Here is a 17,996-nt window from a genome sequence, read left to right on the forward strand (position 1 = left end):
CTTCAGTCTACAGGTTGATTCAATTATTCTCTTCTTCCAAGTAAAATCCAAATAGAAAAAATGCGCGAATTTTAAAATGGAGAAGAACAATGTCAATCCCCATATTTTAATGGAATTGAATAATTAATGGGATTTCGCTCATTAACTGTTCCTGATTAGATATGTAGAAGAAAGACAAAGATATTTTCTTCTTCAGCAAGTTCAGCATTTAAGAACTTTAAAATAGAAGCTGATTTAGCTAGTCAATTTGACTATCTAAAAATATAAATATGCTTCTATTATTAGAAGTTCTACATAGTTAACAACGTTGTTATCGAGGATTTCACATGAAGTTGATTAATTTTGCTTTATCTATCTTGCATCCAGTACGTTTTGTAATTGTGGCTGTTACCTGTACTTTTATCTTTTTATCTACGGCTTTTCCCGCTTTTGCAATTAGCAGCTATCAAAGTGACCCGACTGAAGGGACTACCCAATTACTGGAAACTCAACGCAGAACTGATGAAGTAGCTAAATCGGCACCCCCAACACTGAAAGAGGTGCAAGAGAAATCTAATAAGGGGCTGAATGAAGTTCAGGGAGATGCTGATATTAACAAAATGAAACGTCCTGAAAATTCACAAAATGCAACTTCAGTCAAAGAGGAAGTAGAAAATTTTCTAGAAAAAGTTACTGGTGACAAGTAAGCAGTATTAATACTTTGATCATCATGGGTAATTATGGACAAGCAATTACCCATGATTAATTGTTTTGATGGAATTGTGAGTAGTTTTATGAACTGTGATTTACATAGTTTAATTTTTGGTACATATATATCTTAAGGAGTAGACTTCGACGAAAAGTCATTTTGAGAAAATCTAGTATAACAATTTCGTATTGCGCCAGAAGTCTAGGGATGACAATCAAGAGAATCAAGAGATATTTTTCAGTTTAATTGAGTACTTATTAAAATGCAAGGATGAGTATCATCGTATTGATAAATATCATTTATATTCTCTTTCTTTGGGTTGATGTTGATCATACCGAGAATCTGTGAACTTATAAATAAGTGCTTTTAGGGATATAAAATAATGCCTACAATCAACATTGGTTTGACAGAAGAACAGCGTGAAGGTGTGATTAATCTGTTGAATGGAGATTTAGCTGATGCTTATGTACTGTTAGTAAAGACCAAAAAGTATCATTGGGATGTTGTCGGGCCACAGTTCCGCACTCTGCATGAGCTTTGGGAAGAACACTACGAAAAGCTGACTGAAAATATTGATGCATTGGCAGAGCGGACTCGTGCTTTGGGCGGTTATCCAGTTGGCACCATGGAGGGATTTCTAAATATTGCTACCCTCAAGGAACATGCTGGTAATATTCCCACAGCTACAGGGATGGTGGCTCAACTGGTGGAAGATCACGAGCAAGTTGTTCGCAATTTAAGGGAGCATGTGAATCAGTGTAGTGAAGTGTTCCATGATCAGGGAACTGCTGACTTTTTGACTGGACTAATGGAAGAACATGAAGAAATAGCTTGGATGCTGCGCTCATTTATTGAAGGGCAGGCACTGGAACCAGATCATAAAGAGCCGACAGAAGCGGCTAAAACTCCAGTAGGTGTGTAGTCCAGCGCCTAAGTTGAGGAAGGCAGTATGCAGAAGGTTTGAATCTCACTGCATTCGCTGCTTTTATCTGTCCATTGCAAAGACGAGATACAAGGAGTATACAAGTGCCAGAAGCCTATCAAGCTGAACGTACTATTTCAGCAATATTTAAAGAACAGCAGCAAATTGATGATGTCATTCGGCGTTTACTAGACAGGGGTGTGCCTAGGGATAATATCTCGGTTATGGGCAGAAATTTCCAGTCAGAAACTCGAATTGCAGGGTTCATTACTAAGAGGGATGTAATTCTGGGAGGTTTGACAACAGGGGCGATTTTTGGTTCCTTGTTTGGTTCTTTCCTGAGTTTGTTATCGGGTGTAGGGGTGTTATTTATTCCCTTTGTCGGTCCGATTGTGGCAGCTGGCCCTATTGGTGCTGTGCTGCTTGGGGCGGCTAGTGGTGCGATCGCAGGTAGTGCAGGTGCTGGTTTAGTATCAGTTCTGACTACTTTGGGGATGCCAGAAGATCAAGCTACTATCTACCAAACTCGCTTGCAAGCTGGTGAGTTTTTATTGTTGGCAGAAGTTCCAAGCGATCGCACTGGCGAGTTTGAATTGCTACTCGAAAGTGCTGGTGCTGAAGAAATTCACATTGTAGAGAAAACACTAGCTCGTCCTTGTCTTGGCCCATGCAACAGTTCAGCGGATTTATCTCCTGAGGTTCGCGCTCATTTGTCTGAAGAAGCTCAACGCACATTCATTGAGCGTTATAACGCTATACTCAACGAAACCAGTGACGCGTTCACGGCTGAACAATCGGCCTGGGATGGAGTTCGTCAGCAATTTGATGAAGACGAGAACGGCGTTTGGTCAAAAGCTAAGGTGAGCGTGTGAACTACCCCAACCTATAGACGGAGGTAGCTATTTCTAGGGTTGTTAGTTAATAGTCATGGGTAATGGGATCAAACTCATTACCCAACCCATAAATACGATGGCACAATCAAGAAAATGCCTTCCTCGATTTCGGAATATTTAATCCTAAGCTTTAATTATTAATTGCGCCTCTAACCAAAATAACAGTACTCTTGACGCCAGAGGCGATCGCTTCGGGAATATTACCTTGAATCGCCTGCTGTAACAATCCCTCACGAGAAGCCCCCAAAACCACAACATCAAAACCTTCAGTTTTCACCAACTTAATTACACCTTCAGAAACTGAATCGGCTTGAACTGGGGTAGCAATGACAGTACTAGACAATTTACGGCGACGCATTAGCTGGCGGATTGCTTGTTCTAACACTGTCATATCTGGCTTTAATTCCGATGGCTTAAACACCTGTGTCAGGCGAATTTGGGGCTGATTCCCCAAAGTTATCAAAGCAGGTAACAATTTAATCGCCACCCGCGCATTAGGGCCACCAGCCATTGGCACTAACCAATGATTAAAGGAGTGGGGAGATGGAGTAACTGTTGACTCTGGAATATTGCTTAATTTAACTAAGACGACATCGCAGGTGGCTTGGCGAATTATGGTATCTACAACATTGCCAAAAATACGTCCTGGGGTGGAAGTATTACCTTTCCACCCCATTAAAATTAGGTCAATATTGCGTTCGTTGATTGTCTCTAAAATTGCCTGGGCCACATCATGGGCGACTCGGATTTGGGTATGCAGGGGAATTGCCCACTTTTTGGCTAAAACTTCCGCCTGTCGTAGCAAACGGCGACTTTTTGTAGTTTTTACCTGTGTTTCGGCAGGGGAAATGTGACGCGATACCAGCATTACTTGGATGCACTCTATTTCATAGTGGCGATCGCGGGCAATAGCTGCTGCCATTTCTAATAATGTCCCAGCTGTCTCTGGATTTGCCACCGTTACTAATAATCTACCCCTGCCGATGTTAGGCGATCGCGTTTGGTAAACTACATAAGAAGGTTCTGGTCGCGGGCCAGGAACACCATTTTCACAATTGAGATGATCAGCTTCCGCCCGGATGATATCGGCACGAGTAATAATCCCAATCAGTTTCTTTCCTTCCACCACTGGTAAACGGCTAATTTGATAACGATCAAGTAAGTACAGGACATGACTCAAGTTATGTTGGGGTGTTACCGTTATCGGCTGCGGTGTCATGATTTCCTTTAAGTGACTATCATTTGCTAGCTGGCCATCGCGGATTTTCTGCAAATCTGATTGCGTCACAATCCCCACTAGCTTGCAGTTCTCAACTACCGGGAAACCGCGATGGTGAGAACGGGCAAATGCCTGGATGACTTCATCTAAATTCATCTCTGTATCTAGAGTTTCCACCCGTTGTTGCATCACATCTCTGGCTGTTAACTTTGTCGATATCCCCTCGATGGCAGCCTCTTTTTTGATGATGATGCCATTTAACTCCAAAAGCTTGTTATACAGTGATCCAGGTACTACCTTCTCTGCAACCAAGTAAGCAGTTACAGACACAATCATTAAAGGTAATACCAAATTGAAATCTGTAGTCATCTCAAAGACAATCACAATTGCTGTAATTGGAACTTTGGAAACAGCGCTAAAAAATCCCCCCATCCCCGCTAAAGCGAAGGTAGCCGGGGAACCCACTCCCAAAAGGTAGAACTCAGACACACCAACTAGGTGTCCTAGACAAGAACCCAAGATTAGACTAGGGGCAAATATCCCTCCTGGTGCGCCAGAACCAAATGCTACTAAGGTGAGAATGAACTGAGCTATAAAGGCGATCGCAGCTAAAGAAGCATGAGGCTCACCAGTAATTACATACTCTCTTAACCCCGTATTATCCCGGAAGTGTTCAGGTAGCATTGCCACAACAATGCCTGATATACATCCAGCTAAGGCTACCCGTAGGGGTAAGCTGACGTGCAACCGTCGATATAATTTAATACTAAAAATTAAGCCTCGATTAAATAATGCACCCAGCAAACCTGCCAAAATGCCCAGTAGCAGGAAAGCCGGAATTTCTGGGAGGGAGAACTGGCTAGAAGACTGTGTCAATTCCAGGTTTAGTTCCAAACTGCCGCCACCCAACAACCGGGAGACTACCCCACCAATAAAGGAGGCGATAATGGCAGTTCCTAAAGTCAGTCCTGATAAATCCTGGAGTAATTCCTCTACGATAAACAACACCCCGGCAATCGGGGCATTGAAAGCAGCTGCCAAACCCGCACCTGCACCCGCAGCAATCATTTGCCGCCGATGATCTGGGGAAGTGGGTACCCAGCGACTCATTCCCGCTGCCAAACCTGCCCCTACTTGGACTGTGGGGCCTTGTCGCCCCAAGGTCATTCCCGAACCTAAAGCAATGATCGCACTGAGTAACTTGACAATCGCTACGCGCCAGGATAGTTTAACTGGCACATTGGCAAGACTTGCTTTGACTTGGGGGATACCGCTACCCGCCGCCTCTGGGGCAAATCTCTGCACTAACCAGCCAGCCAGAAACCCAAAGCTTAAACCAATTACCGGTAGGACTAGCCATGGTGGTAACAGTTGAGTAGTATGAACTCGCCAGGTTCCCAACCATCCCGATCCCACTTTCAGAAATACCGCTCCTAGAGCGGCTACTAGACCGATAACAGAAGCTTCTGCGTTGGCGAAACCCATCGAAGATATCGCTAAACCTCTTCTAGGCTGCCACAAGTTGCGAACGAACTGAGTCAGAATAGGAAGCGACATACTAAATTTAAAATTTAAAATTCAAAATTTAACTTATAAATCTTGTGGGGTGGGCAGGAAAGCCCGCCTTTGTGTACCTCAGTCAGATTAAATGTCCGATATATCGTTCATCATCTGCCATGAATGACGAATTTTTAATTATGCCTCCCGGTGGTTGATAGTCCTTCTACTATTAGAGAGGGAGTATAACAAGGCCCATTCCAATCACCATCACTACCCACTTTAACTAATTGTTTGAGGGCTGTATAGACATTACCAGCAACCATAGTATCTTTAACACGTCCAATGACATGGCCATTTTCCACAAGATAACCCAAATCAACATTGATGGAAAAATCGCCAGAAATGCCACTAGCGCCGCCCAACATTTGATCAACAATCAAGCCATTATCCATCTGGCAAATCAAGTCTTGTAAAGATGCAGAACCAGGTTGGATGAGGAAATTAAATAAACCAGGGGTGGGATAGCTGCCTAAACCAGGACGAAAACCATTACCAGTGGTAGTTATACCAAGTTGACGCCCGGTGGTGCGATCGCAATAAAAATTTTGTAGAACCCCATTTTGGATAAAAATTAAAGGCTGGGTCGGTTGACCTTCATCATCAAAAGGGCAACTGTAAGGCCCGGCTTCTGGATCTTGGTAGAGGGTGAGGTTGGGTGACATAACTGGTTTACCTAGCCTTTCTCCCCAAGGTGAAGCTTTTTCTAAGATATGTTTGCCATTCAAAGCCGCTTGCACAGTACCCCAAAGCATATCAGCGGCTTTAGAAGTGAACAAAACCGGCAAACGACCGCTGGGGCTAGAAACGTTTTCTTTAGCCCAAAGTAACCGCTGTAAAATTTGGTGAGCTAATCTATCTGGGTTGAGTTCACCCCGTTGAGTTTGTCCATCAGCAACATTCAAAATATCCTCACCTCGTACCCATTCTGCTGACATATAGCAGCTGAGGGTAGTGTCGGTGTAGTAGCAATCTAAACCTTTGCTATTAACTAGTCTGGTGTTTTCTGTATCACATTCCCAGTCACTATGACAGAGAACATCAGGCTATGCATCGCGGATTAAGGCGATCGCTTGTTTGCCCCAGTCCACCAGCACCTCTATAGGTACAGCCTCCCCCAAATCTGGGTAAGATGGCTGAAAATTGCTGCCTAATTCCACTGGTTCTGGTTGATTTAGTTGACTCAAAGCCAGCGATCGCTCCACCATTGCTTGTGGTTCCACAGAACCATAAGCCACCATGAGTCCAGGACGACCGTTGCACCATAGCCGCAGCGCTGTGCCTTCAGATTGGCTTGTTTCTAGCTGTTTGAGTCGGTTGGCCTCAAAAAAAACTGGTCGAGAAAGCGATCGCGACTGATACACCTCAGCGGCTTCTGCTCCAGATTTCAAAGCTAGTTCCAGCAGCTGTTCTGCTAGCGTATCTTGTGACAAATTTTCAGAACCCATGACCGTTGGTGAATTGTGGTTTGTGGATTTTGCACCGCAGATAGACAATAGTCATTGGTCATTAGTCATTGGTCATTAGTCATTGGTCATTGGTCATTAGTCATTGGTCATTGGTCATTGGTCATTGGTCATTGGTTTTTCCCCATTACCCATTACCCATTACCTATTACCCATTACCCATTACCTATTACCCATTACCCATTACCCATTACCATTACCTATTACCCATTACCCCCTACCAACTATTTACGGCAAATTTATCTCTTGCAACAGCCAAAATCCTGCAAAAGATTGTGCTTGGGCATCAGACTGCACACCAATAAAATGTACCCCATTAGCTGCTTGCTTGGCGGATTCAAAACCTTTAGCTTCTGCAAGGAGTTGAGGCGTTCTGATATTTGCCACAATCCAGCTTTCTGTAGCACCGGTTTCTAAAATCAATCTCTCACCCAGACTAGTGTCAAATTTTAAGTAAGCCAACTCCAAACCCGACATCCAACCAGCTAAAGGTAAAGCCCTAGGTGAGAAAATCAAAATCCCAGGAATGCGGGTTTCTGGCGACAATTTCGCCAACTCTAAAGGGAAAGCTTCACCAAAGCCAATTTCCCACTCTGGCATATCCGCAAAATCTTGAGCTTCTAGAGTGACAAATGCCCACTGTTTTCCTTCCAAGGCATCTGGTAACCGTTGGGGTAAAGGTCTATCTAAGCGCACTGAAGCATTAGACCCCCCTTGATACCCTGGTTCTTGCGGATAGACTTCCTCCATTCGCTGTTGCAGCCATTGATTAAGAAATAAAGTACGTCGGCTAGGTAAGGCAGGAATACCCACATCCTCGCAGGCTTTGGTAATCATATTATTCATTTGGCGGCGGAAAAAGCGGACTTTGATTGGTGCTTCCCCGGCCTTGTTAATTGCTTCCTGCAACGCCGTCCGCAACCAACCCGAATTTACCTGGCTACTGGGGCAATATTGAGCATAGCGAAACAGAGAATCTATATTAGTGCGGATATCTGAAGGAGTTTCGCACACCAAGACTTCCCAAACTTTTTTCTGATTTTCGTCCAGAATCGGACGGGAGTAAAAATCGACTTCCCAAATACTGCCCATGTTTTGCGGTAAAAATCTGGCGACTTTATATTTTGCTTATGTTTTCACTCTACCAATCTACATGAACGTTAGACCCCTGTTGACAACAATCTCTCTCGAAGATGGCAAGATCAAGTTTTCAGGTTCGTAGTGAGGACTTCAGTCCTCAAAAACCATTAATCCCATTTCTCTTTAAAATCCCCCCAACCCCAATACCCTTGGTGTTACAGCAGCTTTCGCCTTTGTAGACCACACATTGTAGAGACGTTACGACAAAATATGTATTCCATTCAACCCAACCCCCTAGACCAGGGAAGGATATAAGTGGGGGAATCTTATCTGACATTCCTCACCAAAAAATTTGCCTGACCACAGCTTGTTTGAGAACGCTGCAAAATTTCTGCACTACAAGCCCCTGCTTTACCGTCTTTAGCAAAGCAAAAGAACACTTCTTGCAAAAACCTGCCGGAATCGGAACAGTAAGGTGCTATTTGGTCAACAGTAAATTTACTGTTAGCTCTCACAAAAGAACTTTTCAAGTCTTTGATGGTGGTGCGGAAGGGTTTAGCGGGGCGATTATATGCTGTGGGAATGGCGACGGAATCTTTTAACTGTTTGCTTAATGCTAGGTATTCTGTAGGGGTTTTACCTGAGCAAGTACCGTGTTTTTCCCATTCATGGTTGTAAAGTCTATCATTTTATTAATAAGGAAGCTGCTACGAGGAATTTCTTGATCTGCATCTTCACAAACCGTTCTTCCTGTGATAAAAGTTACAAGTTTCAGATTACCCCAGTTCAGCACCAAGCAGCCATCTAACTGAAATGTTGGTAAAAACGGTAACAAAACCATCTTTTATTTCCCTTGCGGGGAGTTAGTTAGCGGAAAGTAAGGATGTCTCATTAGTTTTCTTTGGGGTTGGCTAGTTTCAATCCCCTTGCGGGGAGTTAGTTAGCGGAAAGTCTGAAAACTGGTTGGTGGTGAGTGTTATAGATGGAGAGTTTCAATCCCCTTGCGGGGAGTTAGTTAGCGGAAAGCGACTCATACCTGAGCTCCGGAGAAGTGGGGAGTTATCCGGTTTCAATCCCCTTGCGGGGAGTTAGTTAGCGGAAAGAGTTGCTAAAAGTATCAGTGCCGGGTGTGGACTGCTTGTTTCAATCCCCTTGCGGGGAATTAGTTAGCGGAAAGTCCGCGACCTGAAAATCAAACTGGATAAAGATTCTAGACAGGATTTTGGCAGACCTCTATTTTTAGATCGATTTCAGGCTCCAAAAAACTGCCGATTGAAACTATTGAAACGCTGGAACTATTGAATTTTCAAGGTTCTGAAGATTTGGCGAACCCCCCAGGGTTTTTGCCCCCGCTTTGGTTTGCCAATTTCTATAAAAATAAAACCTTTGCTCCCAGGTTGTCAAGTATTTTTTATTACCTCATACCAATTCCCCATAACGTTGAAACAAATAAGATTCCCCCAGCCTTTTTAATCTACCGTGTACACACAAGTTATTCGATTACCCAAACATCTTGAAAAACCTCACCCTGTCCTAACGGACATCCCTCTCCTTCGGAAGGAGAGGGACAGGTTGTGCGTAGCAGAACCAGGGTGAGGTTTTGTTTCCTGTGTTCGCAATTACCAATTACCAATTACCAATTACCAATTACCAATTACCAATTACCAATTACCGATTCTCTTTCCTCAGCCTCTAGCCTGTTGCGGCTAGTAGTGTGACAATATTTTTACCTTGATAGCTTAAAAAAACGAACTATGACAATGCATTCTTCACTCCAACGCGCATTTACTAACCGCAGTGTTTTGAAAGTGATCAGCGGTTTGAATAATTTCAACGCGGAGAACGTGGCGGCGATCGCCAAAGCTGCTGAATTAGGCGGTGCTACATTTGTAGATATCGCTGCTGACGCTGACTTAGTGCGATTGGTAAAAAGCTTGATCAATCTACCTATTTGTGTATCAGCGGTAGAACCAGAAAAATTTGTGGCATCTGTGGCTGCTGGTGCAGATTTGATTGAAATCGGGAATTTTGATTCCTTCTATGCTCAAGGACGCAGATTTGAAGCTGAGGAAGTTTTAGCCCTAACTAAGCAAACCCGCGCTTTGTTACCCGAAATCACCCTATCTGTCACCGTTCCCCATATTCTGACACTAGACCAACAAGTACAACTAGCTGAGGAATTGGTAAAAGCAGGTGCGGATATTATCCAAACTGAAGGCGGTACCAGCAGCCAGCCAACCCACGGGGGTACTTTGGGATTAATTGAAAAAGCTGCCCCCACCCTAGCAGCAGCTTATGAAATTTCCCGCGCGGTATCTGTGCCTGTATTGTGTGCTTCTGGTATTTCTAGCGTGACTGCACCATTAGCGATCGCATCTGGCGCAGCTGGTATTGGTGTTGGTTCCGCCATCAACCAACTCAATAGCGAAATCGCCATGATTGCCGCTGTCCGTGGTTTAGTAGAAGCTTTAGCGACTGCTAGCACTTCTCGGACATTCGCATAAACCTGTAGGGACACAGCAATACTCATACGTATCAACTTAAGCCCTAACGACTAGAAGTCGCGGCTACCCAAACGTTCGCGTAGCGTCCCGTAGGGATAGTCCACCGACCCGGTCTCAGGAAAAACTAGCTGTTTGAAACCCACGCAGGTGGGTTTTGCCTGTGTAGTTGCGGTTTCTAACCGCCTATTTCAGCTTAAGTTGACACCAATGAGCAATGCTGTGCCCCCAGGATTTAGGACAAACAGTCTTTCAAAGCATAAATCACCTGATCTTGCTGTTCCGCTGTCAATTCGGGGAACATAGGCAAAGATATCACCTCATGACAGGCTTGCTCAGACACTGGTAATTGCCCTGGTTGATAGCCGAGACTTTCATAAACTGGCTGCAAATGTAGAGGACGGGGGTAGTAAAGCATCGAACTCACGCCTTTTTCTTGCAATTGACTCCGCACCCAGTCCCGATATTGAGCGCTAGCACCATTTCGCCCCTCACCAGAAATGCGAATGGTGTATTGATTCCAAACTCCAACACCGCCAAGTAATTCTTGGGGTGGGACAATACCGGGAATCTGACTGAGAAATTGGTAGTAATAAGTGGCGAGTTCCTGGCGTTTTTTATTCCATATATCGAGATGACGCAGCTTTATTTGGAGGATAACTGCTTGTATGGCATCCAAGCGGCTATTTACTCCGATTTCTTCATGGATATAGCGGGTTTTACTGCCATGTTCTCTGAGTACCCGCAGTTTAGAGGCGATCGCCGAATCATTAGTTGTGATTGCACCACCATCGCCACAACCGCCAAGATTCTTGGTGGGGTAGAAACTAAAGCAACCAATATGTCCAATACTACCTACTTTTTGACCACCCCAACTTGCGCCTGTAGACTGAGCGCAATCTTCAATTACTGCTAAATTGTGAGATTGTGCGATCGCCATCAGCCCTGTCATGTCCACAGGTAGCCCAAACAGGTGAACCGGGATAATTGCCTTAGTTTTGGGTGTAATCGCCGCTGCTATTTGCGTCACATCTAAATTAAAGGTAGTGGCGTCAATATCAACAAACACTGGCTTTGCACCCACAGCATTAATTACCTCAGTCGTGGCAAAAAAGGTGAAAGGTGTAGTAATTACTTCATCACCTGCACCAATTTCTAAGGCGCGTAAAGCTAAGTAGAGGGCATCAGTACCAGAGTTACAAGCTACACATTCAGTTACACCATGATAGGCAGCAAACTGTTGCTCAAAGCCTTCAACCACTGGGCCGCCAATATAACGACCAGAAGCTAGAACCTCTAGGACAGCTGCATTCACTTCGGCGGCGATGGAGGTGTATTGTTGTTTAATATCAAAAGCTGGGATGGAATTTATGCTTTGGATCATGAGTACTCATTTTATCGGGAGATACAAAGGAGGCATTTCAACAGTTGATGTTTGCTGAAAGAATTGTTAATTCAAAAGCCTGGCAAAGACTGTTGTATACAATACTGAAATAAGAAAGGTTTTTACTTAAGTTTTAGGGCGGACAGCGATTGTACATTTAATTTACAGATATCCAGCATACTGGGTACTTGCCATCATAGGTTTATAGCATTTTGTGCCTCCTTCAGAGGATCTACCTTAACTTGTAGCCATTTTAAATTTTAAATTTTGCAGAAAATTTCGGGGCTTCCTCGCCGCGACTCAATGGGTAATGTATATTTACCAAGATCAGACGGGTGGAATCAAAGTTCCAAATGTCTGGGCTGTGTTCAGGAAAAAATGTCGGGAGATACAGAACCCATGGAGAATTTGATCAAGCTGGATTTAGTTGATTTGGCTATGGCTGTGGGATTAATGGCTCTAGCCATTGGCTTATCTGCTTGGGAAAAATTAGGACTAGAGTTAAATTTAGTCCTTGCTACCGGCAGAACTATCCTCCAGCTACTCGTGTTGGGATACGTTTTCGACTTCATCTTTGCTATTGACAATATTTGGGCAGTTTTGGCGATTTTAACAGTAATGCTGACAATTACGGCGATTGTTGCCCGAAACCGTATCAGCCAAAAAATTCCCTATTTATCGCCTTTGGTGTGGGGAGCAATTTTCGTCAGTACCGCTTTGACGCTACTTTACGTCAACTTCTTGATTATTCAACCAGAAAGATGGTTTGAACCGCAGTATCTGATTCCCTTAGCTGGGATTATATTTGGTAATGCGATGAATGCAGCAGCCATCGCCGGAGAACGCCTTGTCAATACTATTAAACAGCAGCCTACGGAAATAGAAACTCACTTGAGTCTAGGCGCAACTCCTAAGCAAGCAATTAGCCAATACCGCAAAGACGCCATCAGAGCCGCATTGATTCCCACTCTCAATCAAATGATGCTTATTGGTATGGTTGCACTACCAGGAATCACCACCGGACAATTATTGGCTGGGATAAAACCACTCGATGCTGTATCCTACGAAATTTTGATTATGTTTATGGTAGTCGTGGCTAACTTGCTGACAACCGTTTTAGTCACCAAGGGTTTATGTCGTCAGTTTTTTAATTCAGCCGCGCAGTTAATTAGTTAAGACTGCTATCATGTCCGGCTAATTAGTTATAATTCCTACATCTGTGCAAAAACAGGGTTTCCCCCTGCAAGAAAGCGGTCTTAATGATAAGTCTTTAACCGGATACGATATTAGAAATCTCCTTGTCTGCCCTACCCCTTTGGCCAGCGCCAGTTATAGCGATTCCATTCATAGATTCCTTGAATTTCATATTCATTACCGCTATAAAAGCGAATCTGGCAATTGGTAACAGAATCATCGCCATTACTAATATGTTCAATCTGAATCACCATGCAGGGAACCCATTCACGCTGACAGGGGCCATTATCTTGTACCCATTCCCATAGTGCATTGCAAACTTCAATGCGATCGCCTATCCTCAGCTTTAGTGCATCCTCAAAATAAGCATACTTATCAAAATGGTATGACTCAACACGATTTAGCCACTGCAAACCATAGCTTTGGCGAATAAATTGCACTTTTCCGGAATCTTGTTGCAGAAGCCAGTCATTGAGTAATTGTACTTTCCATGTCCGATTTTCTTCTTCCTCTGCCTTGACAAACTGTAAAAATGCTTCCAATTCCTCTGAGGTAAGTTCGTCTAAAGGATTAGCAATATCTGACACCCTAGAGTTATGGTTTCCCTGAATTTGCTCGACCACTTGCAGTAATATCTGTTTCTGCGTATCAGTGAGAGGACAGCTGGCTGCATCACAACAATTAAAGGCTGCTTGCAAGGCTGCTTCAATCTCATCGGTCGTCATAAGCTAAAAGCAATTGAGGGTCTATTTCCCTAATTATTACCTAACTCTGTGAGTACAAACTCCCCATAATTCTGCTATTTTATGCCAAGTAGGTAAATTCTTGGTTGATTCAGTCTACTTTCTTAGCAGCTAAAGTTTAGATATGGAAAAGAAAAACCGTTTAGCATTTTTGTAGAATTACCTGGCTGTATTCATGAATAACTTCTCAAAACTCAAGACTCAGTACTTAGGACTAATCAAGGTCGTCTTTACTTCCTGTCTCATCAGTGTTCTAGCCTGGGGGTTTACACCAAGCGCTGTAGCGTTGACACAGATTAAACTCTTTGACGTTTCCTATAAGGATTGTCCCCCAGAACTGGCAAAAGGAACTGTGATTAGTAGCGGTTCTGCATCTGCCAGTTGCTTTATTGTCATTGGTAAAGCGGAAAATGGCACCTACAAAACAGTTTACGATGCAGATATTTTTGGGCGCATCTATGATGCTAATAACGACTCAGTAATGCAAAACCGCACCCGTCTAGGTTCTATTGCTGAGGTACCACCAGGCATCAGTGATTTTGAATTCAGAATTACAGTACCCGCAAATCAGCCTACTCCATTACAGCTGAAGCAGTTTAAAGCTGCTGGATTTAGCGGTCAAGTCCGGCGTTAATCTAGAGGTTGAATTAATCTGGGCTAATCAGCCCAGATATCAAATTTTTTCATTGCACGTGGCTGGAGCAAACAAGAAATTCTATTTTACGCAAAGGCTTGTAAACCACCTATCATACTACCTAATATTTGAAGTAGTATAATTGCTAACATAGGAGAAAAATCCATACCACCCAATGGGGGAATGATTGAGCGGAACAGATTTAGATAAGGATCAGTAATCTGGCTCAAAGCAGAAAATGGTTGGTTATACCAGTCGATATTGGGGAACCAGGTCAACAAAACCCTAATAAGCAATAAAGTAGTATAAATCTGTATGAACGTAGCCAGAGTGTTAATCAGTAAATACATGGTTGTGTTGGTTTCCTGCTAAGTGTTAAACGCGGTCTATAATTGATTTTAACTTATTCGCTGTAAGTCCCTCAAAGAGAGCGGTACACCCTTGGGGCAGATAAGGGGGACAAAAACGAAACGTCTAAGCCCTCCTCACTAATTTGGCGTCGGCAAAATTAGGTGGGAGGGCGATTGACCCTTTTCTTCGCTTAAGGGCATGGTGTTTGAAAAATCTTTAATTGCCACTTTGGTGAAGCTACAGATGCACCTCAGGAGTCTTGTCTGAGGGATTGCTCATTCATCGGCTGAGATACACTACCATTGACATTCCCTAATTGCTTTCGCACGTCATCAATTGTCGCATTCAACTGGGCAATTTTATCTTCTAGCGATCGCCTCGCAGTTTCCATTTCCAGGTTTTCACTGGCAGAGGCTTTCATCTGACGCCTTCTCACTGGTACTTTGTTGATTTCATCCTGGTTCTGAGTCAGTTCTGTCTCCCCTTCTGCTGCCAATTGAGCATCACGCCGAGAAACGATCGCTGCCCCCAGAATACCACCAACTAGACCACCGACAAAGGCCCCTGCAAAAAAACCACTGGCAAACCCATCTCGCTGACTCATATCTTTACCGCCTTGAAGAAACCTGGGATTTTTAAAGTCATTAAGCTATTTTCCTGCCCTAGGTGCATACTAGCTCAAGTCCCAAAGATGCGATCGCCAGCATCACCCAACCCTGGCACAATATAACCATTGCTGTTAAGCGTTGCGTCAATAGTAGCGGTGTAAACGATTAAACCAGGATAAGCAGCATTCAGTTTTTGCAAAGCTGGTGGAGCCGCCACCACGCATACAATGCGCGTCAAAGCTGGATCAACACCCCGCTTTACTAATTCTGCCATTGCCGCCATGATTGATCCTCCCGTCGCCAACATCGGATCGGTAATTAACACCCGCGTTTGGGGGTCGAATTTTTCTGGCAATTTATTCAGGTAACACACAGGTTCTAGTGTTTCCTCATTTCGCACTAAGCCAAGATGGTAAATTGAGGCCAAAGGCAGCAACGTCTGTGCTCCTTCTAGTAATCCTAGCCCAGCCCGCAGAATCGGCACAACCGCTACAGGTATCTCTGGATTAATCAAAGTTGCAGGACAGATATCCAACGGACTCTGCACCTTTGTTTCTAGCGTTGGTAACCAGTCTCGCGCCGCTTCATAGGTTAGCCATCGTCCTAACTCAGTTATGGCACTACGAAATAATACTGAAGGCGTAGCAACATCACGAGCGACTGCCAACCAGTGCTTGATTAGGGGATGGGGTGGAACATAAACAAGCAGTTGTTGCGTCATAGCCAAATATATGGGCCACTTTTTATTCTATAAGAACTGAAACATCATCATACTCTTTCCAGTGTGCGGCTGATAGCTAAAATCAGCACACATAATTTATTGATAAAAATTTTCATTAATAGTTGACATTAATTCTCAACCAAGCTATAGTTTTATATAGTGTTCTCCTCTCTTTAAGAATCGGCAGACGGGATAAGCGGGCGGTAGCAGGCTTGTCCCTCTTTTTGTGTGCGGAAACAGAAAGCAATTCACAATTGCCCAACTTACCCATTTCAATATAATTGAGATACTCTGAACTCAATTAATCCGAGTATGACAAAAAAAGATTTACCTCAGTTCCAAATAAACCAATCAAACCCATCACAGGGCATTTGAGCAACTATTTTGAATGTAAGTATAAAAATTAAATTAAAAGAAAGTTCGTAGTAAGGACTTTAGTCCTTAAAATATTTGAATCGAGCGATTTATCCCTCACTACTAACCAAACTCTCCTCTTGAATTGCTTATGCCCCCTCGTACGTTATTTGATGTGATTATAATTGGGTCTGGTATTGGTGGCTTAGTCACAGCAACCCAACTAGCAGCAAAAGGAGCTAAAGTGCTGGTACTGGAACGTTATCTGATTCCAGGTGGTAGCGCTGGTTATTTTGAACATCAAGAATATCGATTTGACGTTGGTGCATCGATGATCTTTGGCTTGGGAGATCAGGGTACGACCAACCTACTCACCCGCGCCTTAAAAGCTGTGAATGTCAGCCTAGAGTCAATTATCGATCCAGTACAAATTCACTATCATCTGCCGAATGGATTAGATTTAAAGGTTGACCGAGTTTATGAAAACTTTTTGCAAAATCTTATTGCTTATTTCCCTCATGAAGAAAAAGGCATTCGTCGCTTTTATGACGAATGTCAGCAAGTTTTCAATTGCCTCAATCGCATAGATTTACTGTCCCTGGAAGAACCCAGGTATGTGATGCGGGTCTTTTTTCAACATCCTTTAGCTTGCCTTGGTTTAGCCAAGTATCTGCCGCAAAATGTTGGTGATGTAGCGCGACGCTACATTAAAGACCCCCAGTTATTGAAATTTATCGATATCGAATGTTATTGCTGGTCAGTAGTCCCCGCTAACATGACACCAATGATTAATGCTGGCATGGTCTTTTCTGACAGGCATTATGGCGGCGTCCGCTACCCTAAAGGCGGTGTGGGACAAATTGCCCAGAAATTAGCTGATGGTTTAGAAAAGGCTGGGGGTGAAATTAGCTACCAAGCAAGGGTGACAAAAATCATTACCGAAAAAGGTCAAGCCGTAGGCGTGCAACTGGCTAACGGTAAAGTTTATCAGGGTAAACGCATAGTTTCTAACGCAACCCGCTGGGATACCTTTGAAAAATTACTACCAGCAGATGAAATGCCAGTTAATGAAAAAAAGTGGCAACAACGTTATCAAAAATCCCCTAGTTTTCTGAGTCTACATATCGGAGTGAAGGCGTCAGTTTTACCAACGGGGACAGAATGTCATCATATTTTGCTCGAAGATTGGCAAAAAATGGCAGCACCAGAAGGCACTATTTTTGTTTCCATCCCTACATTACTTGACCCAGATTTAGCACCAGCCGGACATCACATCATTCATGCTTTTACACCCCACTGGATTGATGATTGGCAAAAACTTTCACCGAGTGAGTACGAAGCGAAGAAAGAACAAGCAGCAGGGCGAATTATTGAGCGATTAGAGCAAATTTTCCCCGGTTTAGATGCGGGTTTGGATTATCTGGAAGTAGGGACACCGCGCACCCATCGCCGCTTTTTGGGTCGTGCAGATGGCACCTACGGGCCAATTCCCCGGCGCAAGTTGCGGGGGTTGTTGGGGATGCCATTTAATCGCACAGCGCTTCCTGGCCTTTATTGTGTGGGGGATAGTACCTTTCCCGGTCAGGGTTTGAATGCGGTGGCTTTTTCTGGCTTCGCTTGCGCCCATCGCATTGCTACGGATTTGGGGCTTTAATTAAGTTCGTAGTAAGGACTTTAGTCC

Annotated in this window: 15 protein-coding genes, 2 pseudogenes and 1 CRISPR repeat array; of the genes and pseudogenes, 7 read left to right on the top strand and 10 right to left on the bottom strand. The window is 43.8% G+C overall.

All coding sequences use genetic code 11. The annotated features are described in order from the left end of the window. Positions 1-326 precede the first annotated feature (326 nt). The 3 genes from H6G32_RS01085 (at position 327) to H6G32_RS01095 (ending at position 2,482) form a co-directional block, all read left to right on the top strand. Positions 327-686 (top strand): hypothetical protein, encoded by a 360-nt coding sequence (locus H6G32_RS01085; protein WP_190453548.1) that lies wholly within the window; start codon positions 327-329, stop codon positions 684-686. 384 nt (positions 687-1,070) lie between these two features. After that, entirely contained in the window at positions 1,071-1,610 is a 540-nt protein-coding gene (locus H6G32_RS01090; RefSeq protein ID WP_190453551.1) for a Dps family protein, read from the top strand. 104 nt (positions 1,611-1,714) lie between these two features. Further along, positions 1,715-2,482, top strand: coding sequence for a ChaB family protein (locus tag H6G32_RS01095; RefSeq protein WP_190453553.1), 768 nt, complete (start codon positions 1,715-1,717; stop codon positions 2,480-2,482). 151 nt (positions 2,483-2,633) lie between these two features. On the opposite strand, the gene H6G32_RS01100 is transcribed toward H6G32_RS01095, so the two are convergent. The 5 genes and pseudogenes from H6G32_RS01100 to H6G32_RS01120 all read right to left on the bottom strand — a co-directional run bounded on the left by H6G32_RS01100 (position 2,634) and on the right by H6G32_RS01120 (position 8,666). Further along, complete coding sequence (locus tag H6G32_RS01100; protein ID WP_190453557.1) at positions 2,634-5,279, bottom strand: chloride channel protein; 2,646 nt, start codon at positions 5,277-5,279, stop codon at positions 2,634-2,636. A gap of 134 nt (positions 5,280-5,413) precedes the next feature. Further along, positions 5,414-6,727: pseudogene (locus H6G32_RS01105) on the bottom strand (TldD/PmbA family protein). Positions 6,728-6,973: 246 nt separating this feature from the next. After that, a complete protein-coding gene (locus tag H6G32_RS01110; protein ID WP_190453561.1) occupies positions 6,974-7,837 on the bottom strand; it encodes a Tab2/Atab2 family RNA-binding protein in 864 nt (287 codons plus the stop codon). A 314-nt stretch (positions 7,838-8,151) separates the two neighbouring features. Continuing rightward, positions 8,152-8,451, bottom strand: a pseudogene (locus tag H6G32_RS01115) (ribonuclease T2 family protein); the annotation flags it as partial. Further along, positions 8,442-8,666: a hypothetical protein gene (locus H6G32_RS01120; RefSeq protein WP_190453562.1), complete on the bottom strand. Its 225-nt coding sequence runs from the start codon at positions 8,664-8,666 to the stop codon at positions 8,442-8,444. The gene H6G32_RS01120 and the pseudogene H6G32_RS01115, both read right to left, overlap by 10 nt. Continuing rightward, positions 8,667-9,002: a CRISPR direct-repeat array (repeat unit 37 nt; unit sequence GTTTCAATCCCCTTGCGGGGAGTTAGTTAGCGGAAAG). Between the two features lie 577 nt (positions 9,003-9,579). Between H6G32_RS01120 and H6G32_RS01125 the strand changes: the two genes are divergently transcribed. Then, positions 9,580-10,329, top strand: coding sequence for a DUF561 domain-containing protein (locus H6G32_RS01125; protein ID WP_190453565.1), 750 nt, complete (start codon positions 9,580-9,582; stop codon positions 10,327-10,329). Positions 10,330-10,561: 232 nt separating this feature from the next. Here H6G32_RS01125 and H6G32_RS01130 read toward each other — a convergent pair whose 3' ends face one another. Then, the gene (locus H6G32_RS01130; protein WP_190453567.1) at positions 10,562-11,710 is read right to left on the bottom strand and encodes a DegT/DnrJ/EryC1/StrS family aminotransferase; all 1,149 of its coding nucleotides are present in this window, start codon (positions 11,708-11,710) and stop codon (positions 10,562-10,564) included. 399 nt (positions 11,711-12,109) lie between these two features. Between H6G32_RS01130 and H6G32_RS01135 the strand changes: the two genes are divergently transcribed. Further along, positions 12,110-12,886 carry an ABC transporter permease gene (locus H6G32_RS01135; protein ID WP_190453994.1) on the top strand — a complete coding sequence of 259 codons (777 nt, stop codon included), beginning with the start codon at positions 12,110-12,112 and terminating at the stop codon, positions 12,884-12,886. Between the two features lie 131 nt (positions 12,887-13,017). On the opposite strand, the gene H6G32_RS01140 is transcribed toward H6G32_RS01135, so the two are convergent. Next, complete coding sequence (locus H6G32_RS01140; protein WP_190453570.1) at positions 13,018-13,629, bottom strand: hypothetical protein; 612 nt, start codon at positions 13,627-13,629, stop codon at positions 13,018-13,020. A 193-nt stretch (positions 13,630-13,822) separates the two neighbouring features. On the opposite strand from H6G32_RS01140, the gene H6G32_RS01145 reads away from it, so the two are divergent. Then, positions 13,823-14,281, top strand: a complete 459-nt coding sequence (locus H6G32_RS01145; protein WP_190453573.1) for a biotin carboxylase — start codon at positions 13,823-13,825, stop codon at positions 14,279-14,281. 86 nt (positions 14,282-14,367) lie between these two features. Here H6G32_RS01145 and H6G32_RS01150 read toward each other — a convergent pair whose 3' ends face one another. From H6G32_RS01150 to upp, 3 genes are all read right to left on the bottom strand, one after another. Next, positions 14,368-14,631, bottom strand: coding sequence for a YggT family protein (locus H6G32_RS01150; RefSeq protein ID WP_190453577.1), 264 nt, complete (start codon positions 14,629-14,631; stop codon positions 14,368-14,370). 251 nt (positions 14,632-14,882) lie between these two features. Next, on the bottom strand, positions 14,883-15,236 hold the full coding sequence (locus H6G32_RS01155) for a hypothetical protein (protein ID WP_190453580.1): 354 nt from the start codon (positions 15,234-15,236) through the stop codon (positions 14,883-14,885). Between the two features lie 74 nt (positions 15,237-15,310). After that, positions 15,311-15,961 (bottom strand): uracil phosphoribosyltransferase, encoded by a 651-nt coding sequence (upp, locus tag H6G32_RS01160; protein WP_190453583.1) that lies wholly within the window; start codon positions 15,959-15,961, stop codon positions 15,311-15,313. A gap of 505 nt (positions 15,962-16,466) precedes the next feature. On the opposite strand from upp, the gene crtH reads away from it, so the two are divergent. Next, positions 16,467-17,969, top strand: coding sequence for a carotenoid isomerase (gene crtH / locus H6G32_RS01165; protein WP_190453585.1), 1,503 nt, complete (start codon positions 16,467-16,469; stop codon positions 17,967-17,969). Positions 17,970-17,996: the final 27 nt, after the last annotated feature.

Origin of the sequence: Cylindrospermum sp. FACHB-282, from assembly GCF_014697195.1 — a bacterium.
Classification (GTDB): domain Bacteria; phylum Cyanobacteriota; class Cyanobacteriia; order Cyanobacteriales; family Nostocaceae; genus Cylindrospermum.

Excerpts from the sequence above, each read along its gene's own strand:
- H6G32_RS01145 (WP_190453573.1), top strand. The coding sequence starts at position 13,823 with ATGAATAACTTCTCAAAACTCAAGACTCAGTACTTAGGACTAATCAAG.
- H6G32_RS01110 (WP_190453561.1), bottom strand. The coding sequence starts at position 7,837 with ATGGGCAGTATTTGGGAAGTCGATTTTTACTCCCGTCCGATTCTGGAC.
- H6G32_RS01135 (WP_190453994.1), top strand. The coding sequence starts at position 12,110 with ATGGAGAATTTGATCAAGCTGGATTTAGTTGATTTGGCTATGGCTGTG.
- H6G32_RS01120 (WP_190453562.1), bottom strand. The coding sequence starts at position 8,666 with ATGGTTTTGTTACCGTTTTTACCAACATTTCAGTTAGATGGCTGCTTG.
- H6G32_RS01125 (WP_190453565.1), top strand. The coding sequence starts at position 9,580 with ATGACAATGCATTCTTCACTCCAACGCGCATTTACTAACCGCAGTGTT.
- crtH (WP_190453585.1), top strand. The coding sequence starts at position 16,467 with ATGCCCCCTCGTACGTTATTTGATGTGATTATAATTGGGTCTGGTATT.
- H6G32_RS01130 (WP_190453567.1), bottom strand. The coding sequence starts at position 11,710 with ATGATCCAAAGCATAAATTCCATCCCAGCTTTTGATATTAAACAACAA.
- H6G32_RS01090 (WP_190453551.1), top strand. The coding sequence starts at position 1,071 with ATGCCTACAATCAACATTGGTTTGACAGAAGAACAGCGTGAAGGTGTG.
- upp (WP_190453583.1), bottom strand. The coding sequence starts at position 15,961 with ATGACGCAACAACTGCTTGTTTATGTTCCACCCCATCCCCTAATCAAG.
- H6G32_RS01085 (WP_190453548.1), top strand. The coding sequence starts at position 327 with ATGAAGTTGATTAATTTTGCTTTATCTATCTTGCATCCAGTACGTTTT.
- H6G32_RS01140 (WP_190453570.1), bottom strand. The coding sequence starts at position 13,629 with ATGACGACCGATGAGATTGAAGCAGCCTTGCAAGCAGCCTTTAATTGT.
- H6G32_RS01155 (WP_190453580.1), bottom strand. The coding sequence starts at position 15,236 with ATGAGTCAGCGAGATGGGTTTGCCAGTGGTTTTTTTGCAGGGGCCTTT.
- H6G32_RS01150 (WP_190453577.1), bottom strand. The coding sequence starts at position 14,631 with ATGTATTTACTGATTAACACTCTGGCTACGTTCATACAGATTTATACT.
- H6G32_RS01100 (WP_190453557.1), bottom strand. The coding sequence starts at position 5,279 with ATGTCGCTTCCTATTCTGACTCAGTTCGTTCGCAACTTGTGGCAGCCT.